The following is a 24101-nucleotide window of genomic DNA, read 5'->3' on the forward strand; positions in this document are numbered from 1 at the left end:
GCGACGGGCACGGGCCTCATCGGGTGTCCCCGTCCGCCCCCGGACCGGACTCCGGCTGCTTGCGCAGGCCGATCGTGCGGCCCCCGTCGTCGGACGCGGGAGCGGCCGGGGGATCGACGGGACGGGACGGCGGCGGCACGGACGGCGCCGGCCCCGGGTCCGCCGGACCGGCCGCCGTGCGGGGGTCGCCCGCGCGGTGGGACGCACGCGTCCGGCCGTCCCGGAAGACCGTCACCACGGCCGCGAACAGGGCGGTGAGCGCCAGGAGCTGGGCGAGGGCGCCGTACGCGCCCCGGCCCGCCGCGGGCCCGTCGCCGCTGCCCACCAGGGCCACCGCGCCCGCCGCCGCCATCGCGGCGAACGCCACCGGCACCAGCAGCCCCGGCCACAGCCAGGCCACCACCGCGAGGGCCGGCACCACCAGGGCGACCGGACCGGCCACCACCACGGCGACCAGGGTGAGGACCACCGTGCCCAGCAGCAGCCCGGGCGCGGGCGGCTGCACCGCGGGCGCGGTGTCCTCCTCCGCCCGGCGCCGGCCCACCGCGAGGGCGACCAGGGCCAGCAGCAGCACACCCGCGCCGATCAGCCCGGCCGTGTACACCTTGGACGGCTCGTACGTCAGCGTCACCGTGCCGCCCTCGCCCTCGGGGACGAGCCAGCCCTGCTGCCAGCCGTCGATCCGCAGCGACTGCAGCTCCTTGCCGCCGAGTTCGGCCTTCCAGCCCGCGTTGTGGTTCTCGTGGATCTGGAGGTACGCGGCCTCGCCCGCGCCGACCCGGACCGTGCGCCGGTCCCCGTCGCCGGACATGGTGCCCGCGCCGCGCGGCGCGGCCTCGGAGGCGGCCGGGTCGCCGGTGGACAGGGTCACCGAGTCGATCGCGAGCGGACCCGCGTCACCCGCCTCCACCGTATGGGTGCGCCGGTCCAGGTCGACCCGGCTGCCCTCGGTGCACAGCGACACCTCCACCGGCCGGCGCTCGGTCAGGTCCCGCACCAGGCCCTCGGCCCGGGTCTCCATGAAGGTGCCGTCCACCGACACGATCGGGCCCTTGCCGCACGGCAGGCTGAAGGTCTTCTCCGGGTCCGGCTGCGGCGCCCGGAACTTCTCCAGCGCCGGGATGTGGAGCTCGCTCAGACCCACCGGAAGCTGCAACTGGTCGTCCGCGACCGGGTTGTGCAGCGTCAGCGGCGCCTGCTTGGAGATGGTGATGTCCATCCGGTCGGTGGTGATGGGCGCGAAACGGGCCATCCCGTTCTCGTCCACCGCCGCGACCGCCGTCCCGTCCGGCGAGCTGATCTGCACCTGCTCGGGACGGGTCGACAGACCGCCCGCACCCGCGAAGACCATCTCCCCGACCGAGGTCTTCTCCGGCCAGCGCAGATGCAGCACCGGCCGCTCGCCGGAGATCCACGCCGTGGTCAGGTCGCCATCGGTGAGGTTGCGCGGGCTCAGATTGGTGCCGAGCCGCGCCGTGGAGTCCGCCGAGACGAGGATCTTCTCCCGCTGCCCGGTCAGTTCGAACAGCAGCTCGTCCAGGGCCGCCCCCGGCACCGGCAGAGCCGTCGCCTTCAGGGTGTACTGGCCGGCCCGTGCCGCGTCGAACTGCCGGTGCAGACCGGTCTCCGCGGCCACCGCGGACAGCCCGCCCGGGTCGCTGCCGCGCCGCAGCGAGTACAGCACCGACTCACCGGTGTCCTTCGGCGCGTCCGCGGGCAGCTCCAGCATCCGGGTCACCTGGACGCCCGGGATCGCGATGTCCGTGAACCCGGCGCCGGTCAGCCCCGGCCGGCCCTGCTGGGAGTCGAGGATGGTCACCTTCAGCCAGTTGGCCTGCCCGTCGGGCGCGGCCACGTCCTGCGCGCTGCCGTCCGGGCGCAGCGGGCTGACCCGGCTGCCCTGGTCGGTCTCGACCCGCACCGAGGTCGGCGCGGCGCGCACATTGCCGCTGGGCAGCGGGGTGATCCGCAGGGTCGGCGGGATCGAGGTCGGGGTGGAGAAGTCGATCCGCACCCACTCGCCCTTGGGCGTGCCCGGCGAGCCCTCGGCCCAGCCCGTCTCCGGGTTGCCGTCGAAGGCGTTCACCGGGTCGTACTGCGGCAGATGGAACAGCCAGTTGCCCACCGAGGACGCGGTCACCTTCGCCGCGCCGCGCAGCACGGCCGTCGTCTGGTGCCCGTCGCCGTCCACCGGCAGGATCTGGCGCGGTGCGGCGCCCGGGTCCTGCACCGACTCGGCCGCGTTGCGCTCGGTGGCCGTATAGGTGTGGGACGTACCGGAGTTGACCAGTCCGAAGCGGGTGTCGGCGCGCCGCATGCCGTCGCCCGCCGCGTACAGCGGCGGCTGCTCGACACCGGGGTGCCGGTCGCCCGCGAGGACGGTGGGCCGCCCGTCGAGGGTGCCGTCGGCGCCCAGTGGCAGCAGGCTCTCCGGCCCGCCGCTGACCACCGCGGTCTCCGCCGCGGGCGAGATCCGGGCCCGGCCCGGACGGTCCGTCTCGGCCGGCGGCTCGTAGATCTCCACCGCCCGCCGGCGCGGGAACAGCGCCTCCACCTGCACGGGGGTGTCGTCGGCGATCCGCCCGGCGGTCGTCACCGGACCGAAGCCGGTCACCCGCTTGTAGCCGGACGCCTCAAGGGTGCGCACCACGGTCGCGGTCGGCACATGGCCGAGCTGGTCCGGGTCCAGGTCGTTGCGGACCACCACATAGTGCAGACCGGCCCGGTTGAGGTAGGTGCTCAGCCCCGGGACCTCGCCGCCGGAGGTGAGCGCCTGCTCGACCGCGTCCATCGCCCGCCGGTTGCCCGGGGTGCCGAAGGGCACGTAGTCGCGCTGCGCCCACGGCGAGTCGGCCAGCACGTCCAGCGGCTGGTCGATCGGTGAGCCCCAGGTGTAGATGCCGTGCGCGGTCGCGGGCACCACCAGGGCCCGGTCGTCCGAGGAGTTGTCCGCCAGCCAGTCGGCGGTGGTCTCCCAGTAGGTGGGCAGCTTCTGGAACGAGCCCGGCTGGAGGATCGCGCCCGTCAGATACGGCAGGGCGAGGCCCGGCAGCACGGCCACCGCCGCCACCACCGGGGCGAGGCGCCGCATCCGCACCGGGGCCGCGTGCGCCAGCAGGTGCATCAGGCCCAGCGCCAGCACCAGCGCCAGACCGGTCTGGAACTTGTACACATTGCGGAACGGCACCAGCGGCCCGTTCAGCAGGTCCTGCACCACGCCGTGGAACGGACCGCCCAGCGCGCCGCCGTACCCGGCGAGGGTGACCAGCGCGACCGTGATCGCGGTCAGCACCAGCCAGCGGCGCTCCGGCACGTCCCGGCGGGCGAGCCCGGCGAGACCCAGCGCGGCGGCGAGCGCGGAGCACACGATCACCACGGCGGAGGTGGCGACGGCCCAGCCGGCCGGCAGCCACGCCTCACCGAAGTTCAGATAGCCGACCCAGTTGCCCGCACCGCGCAGCACCTCGGTCGCCGACATGGTCGCCGTGGTGGTCTGCGAGGTCTCCACGTACGGCATGAAGTTCTCGCCGTAGGTGCCGAGCAGCAGCAGCGGAACGATCCACCAGGCCGTCGCCATCACCACGAACGGCGCCCACCAGGCGATCAGCGGCCACTTGCGCGGCCCGGCCGGGCGGCTGAGCAGATACAGGCCCACCGGCAGCAGGGACGCCAGCGTGGAGGCCGCGTTCACCCCGCCCATCAGGGGCACGATCAGCGCCGAACGCGCCGCGGCCACCCGGGGCGAGTACCGCGCGTCGGCGAGCGGCAGCAGCACCCACGGCAGCACCGCGCCGGGGAGCGCGGCGGCCGAGGTCGAGCCGACGACGATGGTGTACGTCGGCCACAGCGCGTACACCGCCGCGCCCAGCAGCCGGGTCCGGTCCGAGCCGAAGTCCAGGCGCTCCGCGAGCCGCAGCGCTCCCCAGAACGCGACGGTCACCACCAGCGACAGCCACAGCCGTTCGGCGAGCCACACCGGCAGCGCGACCAGGTCGGCCGCCGCGTGGAACGGCAGCATCGGGATCGCGTAGCCGACGTACTGGTCGGCGATCCCGCCGAAGCCCGCCCGGTCGTGCCACAGGCTCCCCAGGTCGCCGATGAAGCGCCACGGGTCGGTGACCACGCCGAGTTTGGTCTCGAACGTCATCCGCCCGGGCGCCGCGGCGAGGAAGGCCGCGAACACGGCGGCCCAGAAGCCGAGCAGCCAGCGCCGCGACCGGGGCCGCGGCCCCGGTGCGGTCGCGCCCGCGGGCTCGGGGCCCGGTGGCGCGGCTGGTGGACGAGCGGGGATCGTGCTGGTCATGGACACCGCCGGAGAATGAGGAGAAGGTTCCAGGTGGCGACTTCGCGCAGGTACGGGATCCGGGGCACGAGCCCCGGGACCACCGGCCAGTAGCGCGAGCGAGCCGAGACGATCCGCACGTCGTCCCGAGTGCGGATGTGTCGCAGCGTCTGCCCCACGCCGATGGGGAAGAGGTTGTCGCCGAGCCGGTGCTTGGCCGGCCGGCCGGTGCGCCGCTCGTAGCGCTCACGCGCCCGCTCGGCGCCGAGGTAGTGCCAGGGCGCCCACTCGTGGCCGCCCCAGGGGGAGAGCCAGTTGGTGAACGACACATAGACGAGCCCGCCGGGGCGGGTGACCCGTGTCATCTCGCTGAGGAAGGTGTGCGGGTCGGCGACGTGCTCCAGGACGTTGGAGGAGAAGCAGAGGTCGGCGGCGCCGTCGGCGAGGGGGAGCAGATAGCCGTCGGCCAGCACCGTCCCCTCGCCCGGGGCCCCGGCCAGCTCCGCCGGGTCCGGCTCGAAGAGGTAGCTCTCGGCGCCGCGCCGGCGGAACTCGCGGGTGAAGTGGCCCGCTCCGCCGCCCACGTCGGCGACCACCCGGCCGTCGAGGCGCATGTACCGCTCGACCTGGTCGGCCGCGTCGCGGGCCAGCAGCTCGTAGGCGGTCGCCGGGTCCTCCTGCTCCCGCATGAAGGCACGGAAGAGGGTGAGCGAGCGGCGGAACGAGGGATCTTTCACGCGCGTGCACCGTCCGTGCGGGGAGAGCGGGCGGGGAGCGCGGCGACCGGCTCGGCCAGCGGACCGTGCGCGCGGGCGGACGCTGCCGTCGCGGGAGTGGGTGTCGTCGCGGGCGCGGTGGCGCCGTTCGCGCGCCGGGCCGCCACCGGGGACGGGACGCCCCCCGACGCCCCGGCCCGGGCCGCCGCCTCCGCCGCGACCGCGCGGAAGCCCGCGACCGTGGCGCTCCACCGGTACGCGGCGGCCCGTTCGGCCGCCGCCTTGCCCATCTCGGCGCGCCGCGCGTCGTCCAGCGCCAGCGTGCACCACGCGGCGGCGAACGAGGACTCGCCGCGGGCCAGGACCCCGGTGACACCGTCCTGGACGGAGTCCCGCAGCCCCGGCACGTCGAAGCCGATCGCCGGCGTGCCGCGGGCGGCGGCCTCGGTGACCACCAGACCCCAGCCCTCCACCGCCGCCGGGTGCAGCAGCAGCCAGGACTCGCACAGCAGCCGGTGCTTCTCCTCCTCGGAGACCCGGCCGGTGAACACCACGTCCGGACCGGCCATCCGCTCCAGACGGGCGCGCTCGGGCCCGTCCCCGACGATGACCAGACGGCCCCCGGTGACCGGGCGGACCCGCTCCCACAGGCGCAGCAGCATGTCGACGCGCTTGTAGTCGACCAGCCGGCCGAGCGCGGTGAAGAGCGGGGTCGCCGAACGCGGACTGCGCAGCCCGGGCTCGTCCACGCCGTTGTGCACCACCCGGATCCGGTCCTGCGGCACACCGAGCGCGCGCAGTTCCCCGGCCGTCGACGGCGACACGGCGACCAGCAGGTTGCCGCGGTGCGCCCGGGCCAGCGCCCAGTGCTCCAGGCGGCGGCCGAAGCGTGCCACGGGCGACGGGAAGCGCATGCTCCACAGGTCCGTGTGCACATGGTTGACCAGGCACAGGGTCGGGCCCCGGTGCCAGAGCGGGGCCAGGTACGGCATCCCGTTGCACACCTCGACCAGCAGGTCGCACTCGCCGACCTGGCGGGCGAAGGCGGACCGGGCGGCCAGGAAGTGGCCGAACTCGGAGCCCGCCGACACCACCCGGTAGGAGCGGTGCGCGGCCGGGCCGCCGCAGAGCAGGGTGACCTCGTGGCCGGCGGCGGTGAGCCCCGTGGCCAGCTGGTCGATCAGAAGTTCGGACCCGCCCGCGGACCGGTTTCCCAGGTCGCGGTGGGCGAGGAAGACGATCCGCCGGGGCGGAACGCCGTCGAACGGGTCGAGGGAGTCGAGTGAGACGCCTGCCGCCGCCCCCGGGACGGGCGCGCCCCCGCCGGCGGACGGACCGACGGACGGGAACGCGCTCGCGAGGGACGGGGGAGCGAGGCGTGGGGGAGGTACGTGCTGGGGCATTGCGTGCTCCAACTCGTTGCGGTGTGCGGAGGGTTGACGGGCGCCGGCGGCTGAGGGAGGCCGGCGGCTGCCCGGTGGCGCTGTGGGCGCGGCAAGAGAGATCGACGGGATGACGGGACGGCGAGATGTCGGGATGACGTGATGACGGGATACGGACAGGTGCGGGGGAGGGGGCGACCGGTGGGGAGCGTGCTCTGTGGTGGGGAGAGTCAGTGTTCGGTACGCGTTCGACGCACGGCTACTCACGGGTATGACAACTTCGCGCGAACTCGGTGAGCGAATTCGTCCTCAGGTGAGTGCTGCCGGCTCCCGCTCGCTCCGGCGTCCGCGCACCAGGAGCACGACGCCCGCGGCGGCGAGCAGCGCCCCCGCGATTCCCGCCCCGACCGGCACCGGTCCGGAGAGGAGCGCGAGCTTTCTGCTGTCCGCCGAGGCGAGGTCCACCTGCTGCCGCTGAGTACGCTCGGTGAACGCGATCCGGTCGCTCTCCAGCAGCACGATCGCGTCCTTCTCGGACCCCGGCGCGCGCAGCGTCTTCCGCGGTCCGATCGCCGCGAACAGGATGCGCCCGGTGCGCTGGTCGACCACCAGCTCGATGCCGCTGTTGGAGTACCACTCCTCGGCCAGCACCTGCGGGGTGCGCGGCTTGCCGACGAGCCGCCCGGGCACCTGCCGGACCCCGGTCCTGGTGGGCTCCACGGTGCCCGTGAAACGCAGGCCCTCGTGGCCCTGGATCTTCTTCCGGCCCTCGTGGCGGAGCTGGACGACACCGCCCAGGGTGCCGTCCCACCAGCGGTAACCGCGCTCCTCCACGTCGAAGGGGAACTTCAGGTACGCCTCGCCGTCGAAGACCGGGGACTCCTCGCAGCAGTGCACCGGCTCATTGGTCTCGCGGTCGGTCACCCAACGCTCCAGCGTCCACTGGAGGGAGTCGCGCACATCGGCGGCGGGCAGGGTGCGGTCGGTGTCGACGGAGGTGGACACGTCCCAGACGGCGTTGCCGCTGCGCAGGCTGTCGGCGACGTCGCCCCGCACCTGCCGGGTGATGGTGATCCGCTGGTCGTCCACGGTCTTGAGCCGCGACGTGTCGAAGTAGCTGCCGGTGCCTGTGAAGACGGTGGTCGTGTCGATGTCGACGGGCGTCCGCTTCGCCTGCGGCAGCACATAGGCGAACAGCAGTGGTGCGAGGACGAGCAGAAACGTCCCGGCGCCCAGCAGGGCGAGGGACAGGGGTGAAGCGGTGCGGCGCATCCGGGCTCTCCTGAATCGAAGGAGTCGAGGTGGAGCGCACGGACCCCGGGCCGGTCAGCCCTTCGGCGCCCTGACGTTAGGCCCGCTCTTGACGGATTGTCAATGTCATGTTGAAACTGTGCGTCCAGCCGGTGGGGGCCGGCAGCCGGTGGGATCTCTCCAGCAAGGAGCTGACCCGACTATGCCCAGAACACTCGCAGCCGCGATCACCGTGGTGGTCGCCGCCGCACTCGCCGTCGCCGCGGCCTTCGGTGCCGTGGCGCTGCTGAACGCCCCGCCCGAGCAGCCCAACACGCCTCTCATCAGCTACGACACCGCGCCCCGATGACCCGGACCGCGTGGAGCGAGGTGCCCCAGTCCCAGGTCGACCGGTTCGCGTCCCGGGTCCTGGCCGAGTCCGGGGCGCTCGCGGACTCGATCCTGCGGGAGATCCGCCTGGCCTTCCCGCATCTGCGCCTGGTCGAGGACGAATCCGGGACGCCCCTCGCCCTGGTCGGCATCCGCCGCGCCATCGAGGGCTTCGTCCAGAACCTCGCGGCCGGGGCCCAGACGCCCCGGGTGCCGCCGGTGATGTTCCAGGAGTTCGGCCGGGGCGAGGTGCGCGGCGGCCGCAGCCTCGACTCCCTCCAGGCCGTCTACCGGCTCGGCATGCGCCTCGCCTGGCGCCGGTTCGCCGAGATCGGCCAGCAGGTCGAGATCGCCGCACCGGCGATGTACGAGCTGGCCGAGTCCGGCTTCGAGTACCTGGACGGCCTCGTCGAGCAGTCGGTCCGCGGCTACGCCGAGGCCGCCGCCCGGCGCGCCGGGGAGCGCCTGCGCCTGCAGAGCCAGCTGATCGACGTGTTGCTCGCCGAGCACCGGGCCGACCGGGCCACCGTCCTCGGCGACCGCGCGGCCCGCATCGGCTGGGAGCTGCCCGGCACCGTGGCGGTGGGCCTGCTGATCCGCCCGGCCCGCGAGGCCGTCGCCCCGGCCGTGGAGCAGGGCGTCCTCCTCGACATGGAGAGCGAACGCCCCCGTCTGGTCATCCCCGAGCCCGACACCGCCGGCCGCGCCGAACTCCTGCGCCGCGCCACCGCCGGCTGGTCCGGCGCGATCGGACCCTCGGTGCCGCTGGCCGCCGCCGCGACCTCGCTGCGCTGGGCGGAGACCGCCGTCCGCCTCGTGGAGAGCGGCCTGCTGCCGGCCGGTGAGGTGCTGCACTGCACCGAGCGCACCGAGGAACTGGTCCTGCTCCCTTCCCACGAGCTGATCGACGCCGCCGCCGTCCGCTGCCTCGCCCCCCTCGACGGGATGAGCCCCACCCAGGCCCGCCGCCTCGCCGCGACCCTCCTCGCCTGGATCGAGACCTCGGGCGGGGCGCCCGAGGTCGCCCACCGCCTCGGCGTCCACCCCCAGACCGCCCGCTCCCGGCTGCGCCAGATCCGCGAACTGTGGGGGCCGGTGCTGGACGACCCGGACCGCCGCTTCGAGATGCTCCTCGTCCTGCGGGCCCGGCGCCTGCGCGGCGAACTCAAGGAAGGGGCGGGCTGAGACCTTCCGGGGCTCAGGAGCCCGTCAGCCAGGCGTACGCCGCTGCCGCCGTGAACTCCTCCTGCCCACCCGGAAACACCAGGTCGGCGGCGCGGAAGGCCGGATCCTCCGCCGTCCGGGGCACATACGGGACGGCGATGCACCGCATGCCCGCCGCCCGGGCCGCCGCCGCGCCCGCCGGGGCGTCCTCCACGACCACGCACCGCGCGGGGGCGCTCCCCAGCCGCCGGGCCGCCTCCAGGAACACATCCGGCTCCGGCTTGCCCCGCGGCACCTCCTCGGCGGAGACCAGCTCGGTGAGGTGGGCGTCCAGCCCGGTGCCCGCGAGCACCGCCTCGATCGCCGCCCGCGACGACCCGGACGCCACCGTCATCGGCACCCCCTCGGCCGCCAGCCGCTCCACCAGGGCCCGCATCTCGGGGAACACGGGCGTGGAGGCCCGTGCCAGCTCCAGATAGAGGCTGTTCTTCGCCGCGAGCAGTTCCTCCAGCGGCACGTCGAGCGCGTACCGCTCCCGCAGGGTCTCCAGGGTCTCGCGCGTCCCGATGCCGATGAACGCGGTGTGCTCGGCCCAGTCGAAGCCGTCGACCCCGTGCGCGGCGAGAAGCCTGCGCCCCGCCTCGAAGTAGTTGGGCTCGCTGTCCACGAGGGTGCCGTCGAGGTCGAAGACGACGCAGAGGCCGGAGAGGGGCGCGGGTGCGGTGCTCATGCCGCCCAGGATGCCAAGCCGACCCGGGCCGGCGTACGGCGCTCCCGTGCCCGTCGCGTCGCGCCCTCGTTGGGCACGGCATGATCCCCGCACCCGGCCCCGAGGCCCGCTTCCCCTCCCGGACCGCCCGCCGCGCCCTCGCCGTCTGCGCCGCGGCCTTCGCCGCCGGTGCCTGCGCCGTGCCCGCGGCCCATGCCACGGGCGGCGGAGCGGCGCGGGCCGCCGTCGGCACGCTCGGCGAGTTCGTCTCCCCGGAGGCCGTCGACGCCCGGAGCGAAGACGGCTCCCTCACGGTGGACGCGCCCTTCCTCCAGCGCGGCTAGCGCGCGGGGCGCGCCCGGGGTGACCAGCGCGACCGGGGCGAGGGGCGCGCCCGGCTCACCGCTCGCGCGGCTGGATGAAGCGCAGCATGTTCCCCGAGGGGTCCCGGAAGGCGCAGTCGCGGACGCCGTACGGCTGGTCCATCGGCTCCTGGAGGACCTCGCCGCCCGCCGCGCGGACCTTCTCGAAGGTCGCGTCGCAGTCCTCGGTGCCGAAGATGACACCGCGCAGCAGGCCCTTGGCCAGGAGTTCCGCCATCGCGTCCCGGTCGGCCTTCGAGGCGTTCGGGTCGGCGAGGGGCGGTTCGAGGACGATGTCCACACCGGGCTGGGCCGGCGAGCCGACCGTCACCCAGCGCATCCCCTCGAAGCCGACGTCGTTGCGCACCTCCAGGCCGAGGGCGTCGCGGTAGAAGGCGAGCGCCTTGTCGTGGTCGTCGACGGCGATGAAGCACTGTGCGAGTGTGATGTCCATGCGCCTCACGCTACGGGCGCGGCGCCGGATCCGGCTTCTCCGACCCTGACCCGTTCCGAGGGGCCGCCGACGTTCGAGGGTCCGCCGACGGGCCCGTTCGCGGATGCGTTCGAGGATGGGTTCGGGGGCGGGTTCCTGACCGGCCGGGTGTACATCTTGGCGACACAGGCGGGGATCGACGCCCCCTCCTCGTGCGACCGCGCCCGGTACGCGCTCGGGCTCTCCCCGACCAGCTCGGTGAAGCGCGAGCTGAACGACCCCAGCGAGGTACAGCCCACCGCGAAGCAGACCTCCGTCACCGACAGGTCGCCCCGCCGCAGCAGCGCCTTCGCCCGCTCGATCCGGCGGGTCATCAGGTAGGTGTACGGCGTCTCCCCGTAGGCGGCCCGGAAGCTGCGCGAGAAGTGGCCCGGCGACATCAGGGCGGTACGGGCAAGCGCCGGGACGTCCAGCGGCTCCGCGTACTCGCGGTCCATACGGTCACGGGCCCGGCGCAGCCGGACGAGGTCCTCCAGCGTCGTCACCCGACCACCATGCCACGGCGCCCGGGGCGCACGGCCACCCACTCGGGGGCGTTATCCTTGGCCCATCCACGTAATTGCGGCGCCGTGCAGCGCCGGGCGGCGACGAGGCCGGTCCGGACCGCGGCGCCTTCGCCGTGCCTGCCCGCCGTCCCCCACCCCCGGACGGCAGCGGAACGGCGTGCACGATCGCAAGGGAGCGGCACACCGCCGTGAAGAGGATGTTCGTGGCCCCGGACCCGGGGCGGCTGCGACTGCGGAACTCGACCCGCGCCGTCGTCGGCGTCTCCGCCGCCGTCGCCGCCTCCGAGCTCTGCGGGTTCTCGCTCACCGCGTCGATCACGGCCGGTCTGGCGGCCCTGCTCGCGCTCTTCACCGTCACCGACCCGACCGTGCGCGCCCAGGGGATCACCACCGCCCTGCTGCCCGCGGCCGGCTTCCCCGTCCTCGCGCTGGCGACGCTCCTGCACGAGCTGCCGCTGCTGCGCGCCGCCGCCTGGCTCGTGGTCGTCTTCGGCGGTGTGTACGCGCGGCGGTTCGGCCCGCGCGGGCAGGCGCTGGGGATCTTCGCGTTCATGATGTTCTTCGTCACCCAGTTCCTGCACGCCGTCCCGGCGCAGCTGCCGGAGCTGTTCGCGGCGGTCGCGGCCGCCCTCGTCGCCTGCTCGGCCGTGCGCTTCGCCCTGTGGCCCATCGAACGCCGGACGCCCCCGCCCGCCGCCCCCGCCCCGCTGCCGGGACGCGGCCTGGCCCGGCACACCACCCGGCAGGCGTTCCAGGTGACGCTCGCCTGCGCCGTCGCGATCGCCGGCGGGCAGCTCGTCTCGGGCGAGCGCTGGTACTGGGCGGTCGGCACCGCCTGGTGGATCTTCGTCAACACCACCTCGCGGGGCGAGACCCTGGTGCGCGGCTTCCGCCGGGTCGTCGGCACCGTGACCGGTATCGCGGCGGGCCTGCTGATCGCCGTCCCCCTTGCCGGCGCCCCCGTGCCCACCGCGCTGCTCGTCGCCGTCTGCGTCTTCGGGATCTTCTACACCGCCGCGCCGTCCTACAGCTGGATGATGTTCTTCGTCACCGTCATGGCGGGCCTGCTCTACGGCCTGCTGGGCGTGCTGCACCCGGGGCTGCTGGTGCTGCGGCTGGAGGAGACCCTGGTCGGGGCTCTGGGCGCGGTGATCGGCGTCGCCCTGGTGCTGCCCGTCACCACCCATGCCGCGACCGACGCCTGGATCCGCCGCGCGGTGGAGTGCGTCCACCGCTGCACCACGACGGCCGCCCGCCGGCTGGCGGGGGACGCCACGGCCGACCCCGCGCGCGAGGCCGCCGAACTGGAGGTCCTGATCGGCCGGGTGCGGCTCTCGCTCGCCCCGCTGACCCACCCGCTCAGCCCGCTGCGCGCCCGCAAGGCGCGGGCCCTGAAGGTCATCGCGCTGCTCGATGTGTGCGCCCGGGAGATCCGGGGCCTCGCCGCGGTCGCCGCCGACCCGCTGGCCTCGCACGACGCCCGGCTCACCGCCGCGTGCCGCCGGGTGGAGGGCGCGGTGCACGCCCTGGTGCCGCCCGTGGCGTCCGCCCGCCCGGCCGCCGTGGCGGCGGCCCCGGCGCCCCCGCACCACCCGGGGGCCGAGGCGGCCCTCGCCCATCTGCACGGCCTGGAGCGCGCCCTCGCGGACCTCGCCGCCCCGGTCCGCACCTCGCCGCGCGCACCCCTGGTCCCTGCCTGACCCGCCTCCGGGCCCAACGCGGGCCCGTCTTGGTCTAGACCTGTTAGGTTCGCCCTGTACGCGCGCCCGGTGCGTACCGACGCACCCAGGCGCAGAGGGGGAGGCCACCGTGGGCGGCAGTAACGCGGGACGAGTCTGCATCGGATCGTTCACCTCGGCGGGCGGGCACGGGATCACCCTCGCCGCCGTCGGCGAGGAGACCGGGGCGCTCACCGCGACCGGGGTGAGCGACGCCGTCCCCGACCCCTCCTACCTGGCCGTCCGCCCCGGCGGAGACCTCCTCTACGCGGTCTCCGAGACCCCCGCGGGCGCCGTCGCCGCCCTCCGGCTCGACGGGGACGCGCCCGTGCCCCTCGGCGCCCCGGCCCCCGTCCGAGGCGACCACCCCACCCATCTCTGCCTCGCCGGCGGGTACGTCCTGACCGCCGACTACGGCTCCGGCGCGGTCAGTGTGCTGCCCCTCGGCCCGGACGGCGTCCCGGGCGAGGCCGTCCACGTCCTCGCGTACGCGGGCCACGGCCCGGACCCCGACCGCCAGCGCGGGCCGCACGCCCACCAGGTGCTGCCCGACCCCTCCGGCCGCTGGGTGCTCGGCACCGACCTCGGCACCGACACGGTGCGCGTCTGCGCCCTCGACCCCGGCACCGGACGCCTCACCGTCCACCACGAGACCCGGCTGCGGCCCGGCTCCGGCCCCCGCCACCTCGCCTTCCACCCTTCGGGCGGGCTGGTCCTGGTCCTGTGCGAACTGGCCCCCGTGCTGACCGTCTGCCGCTGGGACGCGCACACGGGCGTCCTCGACCCCCTCGGCGAGTTCCCGGTCGTCCCGGACGGCACCGAGGGCCCGGCCCACCCCTCCGCCCTGGTCCTCTCACCCGACGGCCGGCGCGCGTGGGCCGCGGTGCGCGGCCCGGACACCGTCGCCGTCCTCGACCTGGACGGGAGCGCCGGGAAGGCCGCCCTCACCGCCTCCGTCCCCAGCGGCGGCCACTGGCCCCGGGACCTCGTCCTGGACCCGTCCGCCCGGCGCCTGTACGTGGCGAACGAGCGCTCCGGGGACGTCACCTGGTTCGACCTCGACCCCGGCACGGGCGTCCCCCGGCGGGCCGGGTCCCTGCCCGTGCCCGCCGCGAGCTGCGTGGTCTTCGCGTAGGCCGCGCGGGACGGCCCGGCCCCGGTCAGCCGCGCGAGAAGCCCCCCGCGACGACGCGCGCGAAACGGCCCCGGCCCGGGGACGACGCGAGGTCGTCCCCGGGCCGGGGCCGTATGCGTACGGGCGGGGCGCGTCAGCGCAGCTGGGTGCCCTGGGGCTGGGTGATCCCCAGCGCCGTCGCGTACTGCGACAGCACCAGCTTGCCGACCGCCGGGTACGCGCCCAGCGGCTCGGCGGCGGCACAGCCCGCGTCCTTCGCGGCCGCGTCGAGCAGGCCCTCCGGCAGCTCGGGGCCGACCAGGTACGGGGCCAGGGCGAGCTGGACGGAGCCCGAGCCGCGCAGCTGCTCGGCGGTCGCGGCGACGGAGCCCTCCTGGTCCAGCGCGGCGGCGATCACCGGCACGGCGAGCCGCGCGGCGAGCAGCATGCCCGTGATGCCGGCCGCCTGCACGGCCTCCTCGCCGCCGACGGTGGCCAGCACGATGCCGTCCGCGGCGGTCGCCACGGTGAACAGGCGCGCGCGGTCGGCACGGGCCAGCCCGGCCTCCGACAGGCGGACGTGGACGGCCTCCGCGAGCAGCGGGTGCGGACCGAGGACGTCCGTCAGCTCCGCGGTCGCGCCGGACTCCGCGACGGCCTGGCGCAGGCGGCCCATCAGGACCGCGTCCGGGCCGGCCAGCAGCGGGACGACGACCGCGACGGGGCCCTCCGGCTCCGCGACCTCGCGGCCGGCGGCGCGCGCCAGCTCGTAGCGCTCGGCGCGCTGGGCCGCGGCGTGCGCGATCACGGCCGCCGGCGTCGGGTACTCGGCACCGTCGCCGTCCAGGTAGCCGATACCGGCCTCCAGACCGGGCAGCTCGGACCGGGCGATGCTGATGACCTCTTCGGCCAGACCGCGCGTGGCGGGCGAGGGTGCGCCGGGCACGGCGAGCACGAGGACGGGCGCGCCCTCAGGGGCGGCCACCGGCTCCGGGCGGCGGTGTCGCCCGGACTGACGGGGTCGCGGCATTCGTACTGGCAGGCCGGGTGCAGGCCCAGTGGAGGAGCTCATGGCGCCGCATGCTACTGGTTTCACCGGTCCGCCTGTTCGGGGAGGGGGCGGTCCTGAGTGATCTGTCCGTGTTTATCCGTTCGAGGATGTGCGGATTCAGCGGCCCGTTCCGTCGTACAGGTGGAGCATCGACGGATGCGGTGGCAGACGTAGGGAATCCGTGGCGAGCGCCTCGGCGAGCAGCAGCGCCCCGGCCAGCGGATCACCGGCCGCGGGGACGAGCCTGGCGCCCGGCAGCCGCTCCGCGAGGGCGGCCCGCAGCGGCCCGGTCAGTGCCTCGCCCGTCCGCGTCAGCCCACCGGTCACGGCCACCCGCGGCCCGCCGCCCCCCGGGCCGCCGTGCGCCGGGCCACCGGCCCGCACCGGGACCGCCGCTGCCGCCGTGTCGGCGATCTCCGTTGCGGCGCGCGCCATGATCCCGGCCGCGACCGCGTCCCCGGCCGCCGCGCAGCGGGCCACCTCGGGCGCGAAGGACGCCAGCACGGCGGGCCGGTCGGAGCGCGGGTAGAGGAGCCCGGGCAGGGAAGCCGCAGGGCCGAACACCGCCTCCATACGCTCCAGCAGCGCCCGGGAGCCGCCGCTGCGGCCGTCGTGGGCGCGCAGGGCCGCCTCCAGACCGGCCCGGCCGATCCACGCGCCGCCACCGCAGTCGCCCAGCAGATGCCCCCAGCCGTCGGCCCGCCGCCAGGTCCGCAGATCGGTCCCGAGCGCGATCATGCCGGTGCCCGCCGCGACCACCACGCCGGGGTCCTGCCCCAGCGCGCCCGCGTACGCCGTCACCGCGTCGGCCGCCAGCCCGAGCCGGCGCACTCCCAGTTCGGCCTCCAGCGCGCCCGGCAGCTCGGCGCGCAGCCGGTCCCCGAGCGTCGCCAGCCCCGCCGCGCCGATCACCACGGCGGCGGGCCGCACCTCGCCGCCCCAGGGGCCCGGCAGGCCCCGTACCAAGGGGAGCAGCAGCTCCCGCAGATGGGCGGCGTCGATGCCCCCGGGGCCGGTCCGCACGGGCTGCCGCCCGGACGCCGTGACGGCCGCCTCCAGCGCGCCGACGGGCGCGAGCGCCACCCGCAGTCCGGACCCGCCGGAGTCCACCCCGAGCACCAGCCCGCGCGGCTCCCCGGCCCCGACCGGGCCGGTGACCCGGCCGGCGCCCGGCCCGGTCACGGCAGCCGCCAGTCCACCGGCTGCGCCCCCTGCCGCAGCAGCAGATCGTTCACCTTGCTGAACGGGCGCGAACCGAAGAACCCCCGGTCCGCGGACATCGGCGACGGGTGCGAGGACTCGATCGCCGGCAGCTCGCCCAGCAGCGGACGCAGATTGCGCGCGTCCCGCCCCCACAGCACCGACACCAGCGGCTTCCCCCGCGCGGCCAGCGCCCGGATCGCCTGCTCGGTCACCTCTTCCCAGCCCTTGCCGCGATGCCCGCCGGGCTTGCGCGGCGCCGTCGTCAGCGCCCTGTTGAGCAGCAGCACCCCCTGCTCCGTCCACGGCGTCAGATCGCCGTTGGACGGACGCGGGTGCCCGAGGTCCGCGTGGATCTCACGGAAGATGTTGTCCAGGCTCGGCGGCCACGGCGACACCTCGGGCGCGACGGAGAAGCTCAGCCCGACCGCGTGCCCCGGGGTGGGATAGGGGTCCTGACCCACTATCAGCACCCGCACATCGTCGAACGGCTGCTGGAACGCCCGCAGCACATGCTTTCCGGCGGGCAGATACGTACGGCCGGCGGCGATCTCCGCACGGAGGAAGTCCCCCATGGCGGCGATCCGCCCGGCGACGGGGGCCAGGGCCTCGGCCCAGCCTGCTTCGACGATCTCGTTCAAGGGTCGCGCTGTCACGGGGCGTCACTCTACTGGTGCAACACCCCGTCTCCCACCCGTCCGTCACTCTTCGGTGATCACCGCGCCGGCGCGCACGGCCCCGCGCCCCGGTGCCTCAGCGCAGCACCGCCGCCCGCACGCACAGCACATCCGGCAGGTGCGAGGCGAGCAGGCGCCAGGTGTCGCCGTCGTCCGCGCTCGCGTACAGCTCGCCGTTGCGGTTGCCGAAGTAGACGCCGGCCGGGTCCGCGTCGTCCGTGCAGAGGGCGTCTCTGAGGACCGTGCCGAAGTGCTCGCCCTCGGGCAGGCCCTCGGTCAGCGGCTCCCAGGTGGATCCCGCGTCCCGGGTGCGGTAGACGCGGCAGCGGCGGTCGGCGGGGACGCGGTCGGAGTCGGCCGTGATCGGGAAGACATAGGCGGTGTCCGGCCGGTGCGGGTGGGCGGCGACGGCGAAGCCGAAGTCGGAGGGGAGCCCGGCCCCGATGTCGGTCCAGGTCGCCCCCGCGTCGTCGCTGCGGTAGACGCCCCAGTGGTTCTGCAGATAGAGCCGGTCGAGATCCCCCGCGTCCTGCGCGATCTTGTGCACGCACTGGCCGAACTCCGGGTCCGGGTCGGGCAGGAAGACCGCGGAGACGCCCTGGTTCGACGGGGCCCAGCTCGCGCCGCCGTCCCGCGAGCGGAACACGCCCGCGGTGGAGACGGCGACCGTCACCGCGTCCGTGTCGCGCCGGTCGGTCACCACCGTGTGGACGGCCTCCCCGCCGCCGCCCGGCACCCAGCGGTCCCGCGTGGGGTGCTCCCACAGGGGCCGGACCAGCTCGAAGCTCTCCCCGCCGTCCTCGGAGCGGAACAGGGCGGCGGGCTCGGTGCCCGCGTAGACCACGCCGGGGGCGGCCGGGGAGGCGGGATGGAGCTGCCAGACCCGCTCCAGGGACGCCCCGGTGTCCAGCGGGAACTTCACCGCCGGCCGCTCCGGCTCCACCCAGCTGCGGCCCAGGTCGTCGGAGTGGAACACGGAGGGACCCCAGTGCGCACTGTCCCCGCCCACCAGCAGCCGGGGTGCGGACCCCCGGGTGTCGATACCGACGGAGTACACCGCCTGCGCGTTGAAGTGCGGGCCGTCGAACTCCCAGTCGCCTCCTCTGCGGCGGCCCAGGAACAGCCCCTTGCGCGTGCCCACGGCGAGCAGCACCTCGGTTGCGTCGGTCATGACCGTATCCCTCCAAAACACCGTTGTTCCGGACACGGGACAGTCTGCACCCCGCCACTGACAACGGCGCCGACGACAGCGGCTCCGGGCCGTGGCGGACCGTGCGGGCGTGCCCCGCGGCGTAAGGGCTGACCGGTCCCGGCGGCCGAACTCATCGGCCGCCGGGGGACGGGACACGCCGGTGACGGGATTCCGGGGCGGTGCGGCTTCGGGGGACGGGGGGTCAGACCGAGCGGTGGTACTGCCGCGGCACCTGCACCTCGCCGCCGAGGGCTCGGGCCGCCTGCCGCGCCCAGGACGGGCTGCGCAGCAGCTCGCGCCCGAGGAGCACGGCGTCCGCCTCCCCGTTGGCCAGGATCTTCTCGGCCTGCTCGGCCTCCGTGATCAGACCGACCGCGGCCACCGGCAGCCCGGTCTCCGCCTTGACCCGCGCGGCGAACGGGACCTGGTAACCCGGCCCCACCGGGATGGTCACCCCGGCCGCGTTGCCGCCCGAGGAGACATCGAGGAGGTCCACACCGTGCTCCCGGAGCAGGGCGGCGAAGCGGACCGTGTCGTCGGCCGTCCAGCCGTTCTCCGCCAGCCAGTCGGTCGCGGAGATCCGGAAGAACAGCGGCAGTTCGTCGGGCCAGACGGCGCGGACCGCGTCGACGACCTCCAGGGCGAAGCGGACGCGGTTCTCGAAAGAGCCGCCGTAGGCGTCGGTGCGGCGGTTGCTGTGGGGGGAGAGGAACTCGCCGATCAGATAGCCGTGCGCGCCGTGCACCTCGGCGACCTCGAAGTCGGCCGCGAGCGCGCGCCGGGCGGCGTCGGCGAACTGCCCGACGACCTCCGCGATCTCCTCGGTGGTCAGCTCCGAGGGCACGGGGTGGCCCTCGGCGAACGCGACCGGGCTCGGGCCGACGGGCTGCCAGCCCTCCGCCTCGGGGCCCAGCGGGCTGCCGCCCTTCCACGGCCGGTCGGTCGACGCCTTGCGCCCGGCGTGGGCGAGCTGAATCCCCGCGACCGTGCCCTGGCTCTTCAGGAAGCCGGTGATCCGGCGCAGGGCCTCGGTCTGGGTGTCGTTCCAGAGGCCGAGGTCGGCCGGGCTGATCCGGCCCTCGGGGGCGACGGCGGTCGCCTCGACCAGGACGAGACCGGTGCCGCCGGTCGCCCGGGCCGCGTAGTGCGCGAAGTGCCAGTCGTTCGCCACCCCCGCCTCCGGGCCGGACGTCTCGGCGCTGTACTGGCACATGGGCGCCATCCAGACGCGGTTCGGGACGGTCAGCGACCGGAGGGTGTAGGGCTCGAACAGCCTGCTCACAGCGGACTCCATTCGGGTCGGGGCGAGTCGGATCAGGGCGGTGCGTCGCGGGAGGGCCGCGCGGCGGTACGGTCGGCGGCCCTTCGTACGATACGCATCGTAGTACGGCAGGTGTCAAACTACGATGGTTCTCGTACCATGGCAAGACCCCGAGGAGCGGAGCCGCAGTGACCAGCGCGACCAGCAAGCGAGTGCTCGAACACCCGGCGCGGAACGAGATCCGCCTGGAGGACGTGCTGCACGCCCTGGCCGACCCCATGCGCCTGACGGTGGTGCGCGAACTCGCCGCGGGGGAGGGGGAGTTGGCCTGCTCCGACATCGACCTTCCGGTCACCAAGTCGACGTCCACGCACCACTTCCGGGTGCTGCGCGAGAGCGGTGTGATCCAGCAGATCTACCGGGGGACGGCCAAGATGAACGGTCTGCGCCGCGAGGACCTGGAGGCGCTCTTCCCCGGCCTGCTCGACAGCGTCCTCGCCGCGGCCGCCGCCGAATCCGCCCGCGACCGGGCGGCTCCCGCCGCCCGCTGACCGGCCGCGCGAACGGGGCATCCGCCGCCGTCGCCGTCCGCCGCGCGCCGCGCCTGCGGGGACCGGGGTTCCCGGGCCCCGCCGACCCGTCTGGTGGACGCTCCGCGGGCCGGGCGGGTTCACTCCCCGCCGTCGCCGTCCGCCGCGCCTCCCGCCGCGCCCTGCGCGGCACCCGCGGCCGCCAGCAGCCCCGCCCATTCCGCGATCTTGACGCGTCCGCGGCCCAGTTCCCGGCCGAGGGCCGTCTCCGCGCGCTCGATCGCGAGCCAGCCCGGCCAGCGGACCGGGTGCAGGCCCGACGCGCGCAGGGCCGCCACCGGGTCGGGCGGCAGGGGCCGGGCCGCGAGGTCCAGGGCGGCCGCGTCCGCCAGCAGGGACGCCGCCGTCTCCTTCGCGCAGGGCCGGTTGCTGCCGATGACCCCGGTCGGACCGCGCTTGATCCACCCGGCCACGTACTCCCCGGGGGACGGCACGCCGTCGCGCAGCACCCGCCCCGCCGCGTTCGGGACGGTGCCGCGCTCCGCGTCGTACGGGAGGCCCGGGATCGGCACCCCGCGGTAGCCCACCGCCCGCAGGACCAGGCCCGCCGGGACGTCCTCGTGGCGGCCGGTGCCCCGGATCCCGCCCCGGCCGTCCGGCCCGGTGCGTTCGAAGCGGACCCCGGCCACCCGCCCGCCGCGCTCCAGCAGTTCCACCGGGCGCAGGAAGAACCGCAGCCGCACGCGCCGGTCGTGCCCGGCGGGCGGCCGGGCCGCCCACTCCCGCACCACGGAGAGGTTCCGCCGGACCACCGCGGGGACCGCCGCCGGGTCCGCGAAGGCGGGCTCCGCCGCTAGATCGGCCTCGTCGACGCACACGTCCACCCCGGGCAGGGCCCCCAGCTCCCGCAGCTCCTTGGTGGTGAACCGGGCCCCGGCGGGCCCCCGCCGCCCCACCACGCTCACCTCGCGCACCGCGCTCGCCGCCAGCGCGCCCAGCGCCGGTTCCGGCAGGTCGGTCCCGCGCAGGGCGGCGGCCCCGCGCAGGAGGATGCGGGTGACGTCCAGGGCCACGTTGCCCAGACCGATCACCACCGCGCACGGCCGGTCCAGCGGGACACCCGCCGGCGGCGCGTCCGGATGCGCGCTGTACCAGGCGACGAACTCGGTCGCCGAGTGGCTGCCGGGCAGGTCCTCGCCGGGGATGCCGAGGGCCCGGTCCGCCGCCGCGCCGACGCAGTAGACGACGGCGTGGTACAGCTCCAGCAGCCGGTCCGGCCCGAGCCCGGCCGCGCCCACCGCCACATTGCCGACGAACTCGACGCGCTCGTCCTCCAGCACGGTGCGCAGGCTGTCCTGGAGCGACTTGATCTTCTCGTGGTCCGGCGCCACGCCGTAGCGCACCAGCCCGTACGGGCACGGCAGACGGTCCAGGACGTCGACGCGGACGCCGGGCACCCGCGTCTGCTCCACCAGGGCCCGGGCGGTGTAGATCCCGCTGGGGCCGGATCCCACGACGGCGACACGGAGCACGGCCGCCTCCTTCCCGCGGTACGGCAGGAGACCTCCAGCATCCCACCCGGCCCGGCAGCCGCACCCGCCACCGTGCCCGGGGCCGCGCATCGCACCCGGACCAGGAACCACCCCCGGAGCGCGCGGCGCGCCTCACATGTCGCGCATCCGCCCGATCTCGCTCGTCTGCTGCGCGATCACGTCGTTCGCCATCTCCTCCACCAGGACGTTGTTGCCCTGCCCCAGCACATCGCCCGCCATGGTCACCGCCCCCTGGTGGTGGGTGATCATCAGCTTCAGGAAGAGTTCGTCGAAGGCCGCGCCCTTCGCCGCCCGCAACTGCTTGAGCTGCGCCTCGGTCGCCATTCCCGGCATCAGCGCGTGGTCGTGCTCGTGCCCGCCGCCGCTCTTCTTCTCCGGATGGGCGGCCAGCCAGCCCCGCATCGCGCCCACCTCCGGCTTCTGCGCGGCGGAGATCCGCTCCGACAGACGCCTGACCTTGTCCGACTCGGCCCGGTCGGGCACCAGCCGGGTCATCTCCAGGGCCTGCTCATGGTGCTTGATCATCATGTGGACGTAGGAGTAGTCGGCCGCGTTGGGGCTGTCGTCGGGCAGCGCCTTCGCCGCCTCGGAGGGCGAGAGGGTCTTCGCCGGCTCGCCCGGCCGCCCCGGTGCCAGCACCGAGGGCCCGGTGTCCTTGGCGTCCCGGGCGGAGGTGTCGGAGCCGGAGTCCGCGTCGCACGCCGTCAGACAGAGGGCGGCGAGGGCAACTGCCGCCGTCGCGAGGGGTATGCGGGTGCGGCGGGATCTGCGGGGCTGCAACACGTCGACCTCCTGTGCCACTTGTGGTTGAGGGGGAGCGTACTTGCTCGTGCGTAAGGAGTGTCGAGCAAAATCTTGCATGACAATCGTGTTGCGGTCTGTTGAGATGTCCATGCAAGGGAACATACTGCCGGGGTCCGTGAACCGTTCGACAACGAACGGCTACGAGGGAGGATGCAGTGACCCTGTTGCACACCACCCGAACGAGGCGCAGACAGCTCGGAGTGGCCGCGGCCGCCGCCGGGTTGCTGGCCACGCTCCTGACTGCGGGACCCGCCGCGGCCATCCCCGACCCCGGGGACCCGCCCGCCGGTGACAAGGTCTCGTCGGGTCTGGCGGCCGAGACCCGGTCGGCCATCAAGCGCGGTGACATACCCGGCGTGGACGAGGTCGTCCACAGCGACAACATCGAGCACGTCACCAACATCCCCAAGGACGCGATCACGGGGACCAACTCGGACCTGGCCTTCCAGGGCAAGTACGCGTTCGCCGGCAACTACGACGGTTTCGTGATCTACGACATCCGGAACCCGAAGAAGCCCAAGACCGTGTCCCAGGTGCTCTGTCCCGGCTCCCAGAACGACATCAGCGTCTCCGGCGACCTGCTCTTCCTGTCCACCGACTCCTCGCGCAGCGACGACTCGTGCAGCAGCACCTCGCAGCCCGCGACCGAGAAGTCGTCGTGGGAGGGCATGAAGATCTTCGACATCAGCGACAAGCGCAACCCGCGCTACGTCGCCGCCGTCGAGACCGCCTGCGGCTCGCACACCCACACGCTGGTGCCGGAGCACAAGGACGTCTACGTCTACGTCTCCTCGTACTCGCCCAACGCGGCCTTCCCCGACTGCCAGCCGCCGCACGACGGCATCTCGGTCATCAAGGTCCCGCGCAAGGCGCCCCACAAGGCCAAGGTCGTCGGTTTCCCCGTGCTGTTCCCCGGTGAGGGCCCCGACGGCGGCGGCAACCCGGGCGCGCCGACCAACCCGGGCGTCTCCAAGACCACCGGCTGCCACGACATCACCGTGCTGCCCTCCAAGGACCTCGCGGCGGGCGCCTGCATGGGCGACGGCATCCTCTTCGACATCAGGAACCCGGAACGGCCGAAGGTCATCGACCGCGTCCAGGACAACGTCAACTTCGCCTTCTGGCACTCCGCCACCTTCAACCAGAAGGCGAACAAGGTCGTCTTCACCGACGAGCTCGGCGGCGGGGTCGGCGCGACCTGCAACGCGGAGATCGGGCCCAACCGCGGCGCCGACGGCATCTACGACATCAAGGGCCGCGGCGACCACCGCAAGCTGGTCTTCCGCAGCTACTTCAAGATCGACCGCCACCAGGCGGACACCGAGAACTGCGTCGCCCACAACGGCTCGCTGATCCCGGTGAAGGGCCGCGACATCATGGTCCAGGCCTGGTACCAGGGCGGTGTCTCGGTGTGGGACTTCACCGACTCCTCCCGCCCCAAGGAGATCGGCTGGTTCGAGCGCGGCCCGCTCAGCGACACCACCAGCGTCACCGGCGGTTCCTGGTCCGCGTACTACTACAACGGCTACATCTACTCGAACGACATGGCCAAGGGCTTCGACGTCCTGAAGATCGACGACCGGCGGACCGACGCCGGCAAGCGGGTGCGGATGGACGAGCTCAACGTCCAGACCCAGCCCGACTACTTCGACGACTTCGACGACTGAGCCGGCATCCGTGACGTTCCGCCGGGCGGCTCCCCGCCCCGCGGAACGCCCATAACCCAGTACAGCCCCTATCGCAGGAACAGCACCCCCCGCACCCCCG

General features: G+C 74.7%; 21 protein-coding genes. 7 read left to right on the top strand and 14 right to left on the bottom strand.

Features of this window, described 5'->3' with window-relative positions; translation table 11 throughout:
* Positions 1-16: 16 nt before the first annotated feature.
* The 4 genes from ABZ457_RS20615 to ABZ457_RS20630 form a co-directional block, all read right to left on the bottom strand.
* Positions 17-4303: an alpha-(1->3)-arabinofuranosyltransferase family protein gene (locus tag ABZ457_RS20615; RefSeq protein ID WP_359159182.1), complete on the bottom strand. Its 4287-nt coding sequence runs from the start codon at positions 4301-4303 to the stop codon at positions 17-19.
* On the bottom strand, positions 4300-5019 hold the full coding sequence (locus tag ABZ457_RS20620; RefSeq protein WP_359159184.1) for a class I SAM-dependent methyltransferase: 720 nt from the start codon (positions 5017-5019) through the stop codon (positions 4300-4302). Before ABZ457_RS20620 ends, ABZ457_RS20615 begins: the two co-directional genes overlap by 4 nt.
* Entirely contained in the window at positions 5016-6401 is a 1386-nt protein-coding gene (locus ABZ457_RS20625; protein WP_359159186.1) for a glycosyltransferase family 4 protein, read from the bottom strand. The genes ABZ457_RS20620 and ABZ457_RS20625 overlap by 4 nt, the downstream gene beginning before the upstream one ends.
* A gap of 288 nt (positions 6402-6689) precedes the next feature.
* Positions 6690-7652: a DUF3068 domain-containing protein gene (locus ABZ457_RS20630; protein WP_359159188.1), complete on the bottom strand. Its 963-nt coding sequence runs from the start codon at positions 7650-7652 to the stop codon at positions 6690-6692.
* A gap of 181 nt (positions 7653-7833) precedes the next feature.
* Between ABZ457_RS20630 and ABZ457_RS20635 the strand changes: the two genes are divergently transcribed.
* Positions 7834-7980 carry a hypothetical protein gene (locus ABZ457_RS20635; RefSeq protein WP_359159190.1) on the top strand — a complete coding sequence of 49 codons (147 nt, stop codon included), beginning with the start codon at positions 7834-7836 and terminating at the stop codon, positions 7978-7980.
* Positions 7977-9185: a helix-turn-helix domain-containing protein gene (locus ABZ457_RS20640; RefSeq protein ID WP_359159192.1), complete on the top strand. Its 1209-nt coding sequence runs from the start codon at positions 7977-7979 to the stop codon at positions 9183-9185. Before ABZ457_RS20635 ends, ABZ457_RS20640 begins: the two co-directional genes overlap by 4 nt.
* Before the next feature lie 13 nt (positions 9186-9198).
* Here ABZ457_RS20640 and ABZ457_RS20645 read toward each other — a convergent pair whose 3' ends face one another.
* Positions 9199-9894 (bottom strand): HAD family phosphatase, encoded by a 696-nt coding sequence (locus ABZ457_RS20645; protein ID WP_359159194.1) that lies wholly within the window; start codon positions 9892-9894, stop codon positions 9199-9201.
* An 80-nt stretch (positions 9895-9974) separates the two neighbouring features.
* Here ABZ457_RS20645 and ABZ457_RS20650 point away from each other — a divergent pair, with 80 nt between their 5' ends.
* Entirely contained in the window at positions 9975-10217 is a 243-nt protein-coding gene (locus ABZ457_RS20650) for a hypothetical protein (protein WP_359159196.1), read from the top strand.
* A 55-nt stretch (positions 10218-10272) separates the two neighbouring features.
* On the opposite strand, the gene ABZ457_RS20655 is transcribed toward ABZ457_RS20650, so the two are convergent.
* On the bottom strand, positions 10273-10689 hold the full coding sequence (locus ABZ457_RS20655) for a VOC family protein (protein WP_359159198.1): 417 nt from the start codon (positions 10687-10689) through the stop codon (positions 10273-10275).
* 5 nt (positions 10690-10694) lie between these two features.
* A complete protein-coding gene (locus tag ABZ457_RS20660; protein ID WP_359159220.1) occupies positions 10695-11165 on the bottom strand; it encodes a helix-turn-helix transcriptional regulator in 471 nt (156 codons plus the stop codon).
* A 266-nt stretch (positions 11166-11431) separates the two neighbouring features.
* Here ABZ457_RS20660 and ABZ457_RS20665 point away from each other — a divergent pair, with 266 nt between their 5' ends.
* Positions 11432-12934: an FUSC family protein gene (locus tag ABZ457_RS20665; RefSeq protein WP_359159222.1), complete on the top strand. Its 1503-nt coding sequence runs from the start codon at positions 11432-11434 to the stop codon at positions 12932-12934.
* A gap of 109 nt (positions 12935-13043) precedes the next feature.
* On the top strand, positions 13044-14087 hold the full coding sequence (locus ABZ457_RS20670; RefSeq protein WP_359159200.1) for a lactonase family protein: 1044 nt from the start codon (positions 13044-13046) through the stop codon (positions 14085-14087).
* A gap of 133 nt (positions 14088-14220) precedes the next feature.
* Here ABZ457_RS20670 and ABZ457_RS20675 read toward each other — a convergent pair whose 3' ends face one another.
* The 5 genes from ABZ457_RS20675 to ABZ457_RS20695 form a co-directional block, all read right to left on the bottom strand.
* The gene (locus ABZ457_RS20675; RefSeq protein WP_359159202.1) at positions 14221-15138 is read right to left on the bottom strand and encodes a hypothetical protein; all 918 of its coding nucleotides are present in this window, start codon (positions 15136-15138) and stop codon (positions 14221-14223) included.
* 96 nt (positions 15139-15234) lie between these two features.
* Positions 15235-16239: a BadF/BadG/BcrA/BcrD ATPase family protein gene (locus ABZ457_RS20680; RefSeq protein WP_359159224.1), complete on the bottom strand. Its 1005-nt coding sequence runs from the start codon at positions 16237-16239 to the stop codon at positions 15235-15237.
* 56 nt (positions 16240-16295) lie between these two features.
* Positions 16296-16973: a uracil-DNA glycosylase gene (locus tag ABZ457_RS20685; RefSeq protein WP_359159204.1), complete on the bottom strand. Its 678-nt coding sequence runs from the start codon at positions 16971-16973 to the stop codon at positions 16296-16298.
* A 97-nt stretch (positions 16974-17070) separates the two neighbouring features.
* Complete coding sequence (locus ABZ457_RS20690) at positions 17071-18165, bottom strand: exo-alpha-sialidase (RefSeq protein ID WP_359159206.1); 1095 nt, start codon at positions 18163-18165, stop codon at positions 17071-17073.
* A 223-nt stretch (positions 18166-18388) separates the two neighbouring features.
* Positions 18389-19468: an NADH:flavin oxidoreductase/NADH oxidase gene (locus ABZ457_RS20695; RefSeq protein WP_359159208.1), complete on the bottom strand. Its 1080-nt coding sequence runs from the start codon at positions 19466-19468 to the stop codon at positions 18389-18391.
* A gap of 167 nt (positions 19469-19635) precedes the next feature.
* Between ABZ457_RS20695 and ABZ457_RS20700 the strand changes: the two genes are divergently transcribed.
* Positions 19636-19998, top strand: coding sequence for a helix-turn-helix domain-containing protein (locus ABZ457_RS20700; RefSeq protein ID WP_359159210.1), 363 nt, complete (start codon positions 19636-19638; stop codon positions 19996-19998).
* Between the two features lie 119 nt (positions 19999-20117).
* On the opposite strand, the gene ABZ457_RS20705 is transcribed toward ABZ457_RS20700, so the two are convergent.
* Together ABZ457_RS20705 and ABZ457_RS20710 are read right to left on the bottom strand one after the other, a co-directional pair.
* Positions 20118-21509 carry an NADP oxidoreductase gene (locus ABZ457_RS20705; RefSeq protein ID WP_359159212.1) on the bottom strand — a complete coding sequence of 464 codons (1392 nt, stop codon included), beginning with the start codon at positions 21507-21509 and terminating at the stop codon, positions 20118-20120.
* A 132-nt stretch (positions 21510-21641) separates the two neighbouring features.
* A complete protein-coding gene (locus ABZ457_RS20710; protein ID WP_359159214.1) occupies positions 21642-22313 on the bottom strand; it encodes a DUF305 domain-containing protein in 672 nt (223 codons plus the stop codon).
* Between the two features lie 176 nt (positions 22314-22489).
* Here ABZ457_RS20710 and ABZ457_RS20715 point away from each other — a divergent pair, with 176 nt between their 5' ends.
* Positions 22490-24001, top strand: a complete 1512-nt coding sequence (locus ABZ457_RS20715; RefSeq protein ID WP_359159216.1) for a hypothetical protein — start codon at positions 22490-22492, stop codon at positions 23999-24001.
* Positions 24002-24101: the final 100 nt, after the last annotated feature.

The organism is Streptomyces sp. NPDC005805 (assembly GCF_040630445.1).
Classification (GTDB): Bacteria; Actinomycetota; Actinomycetes; order Streptomycetales; family Streptomycetaceae; genus Streptomyces.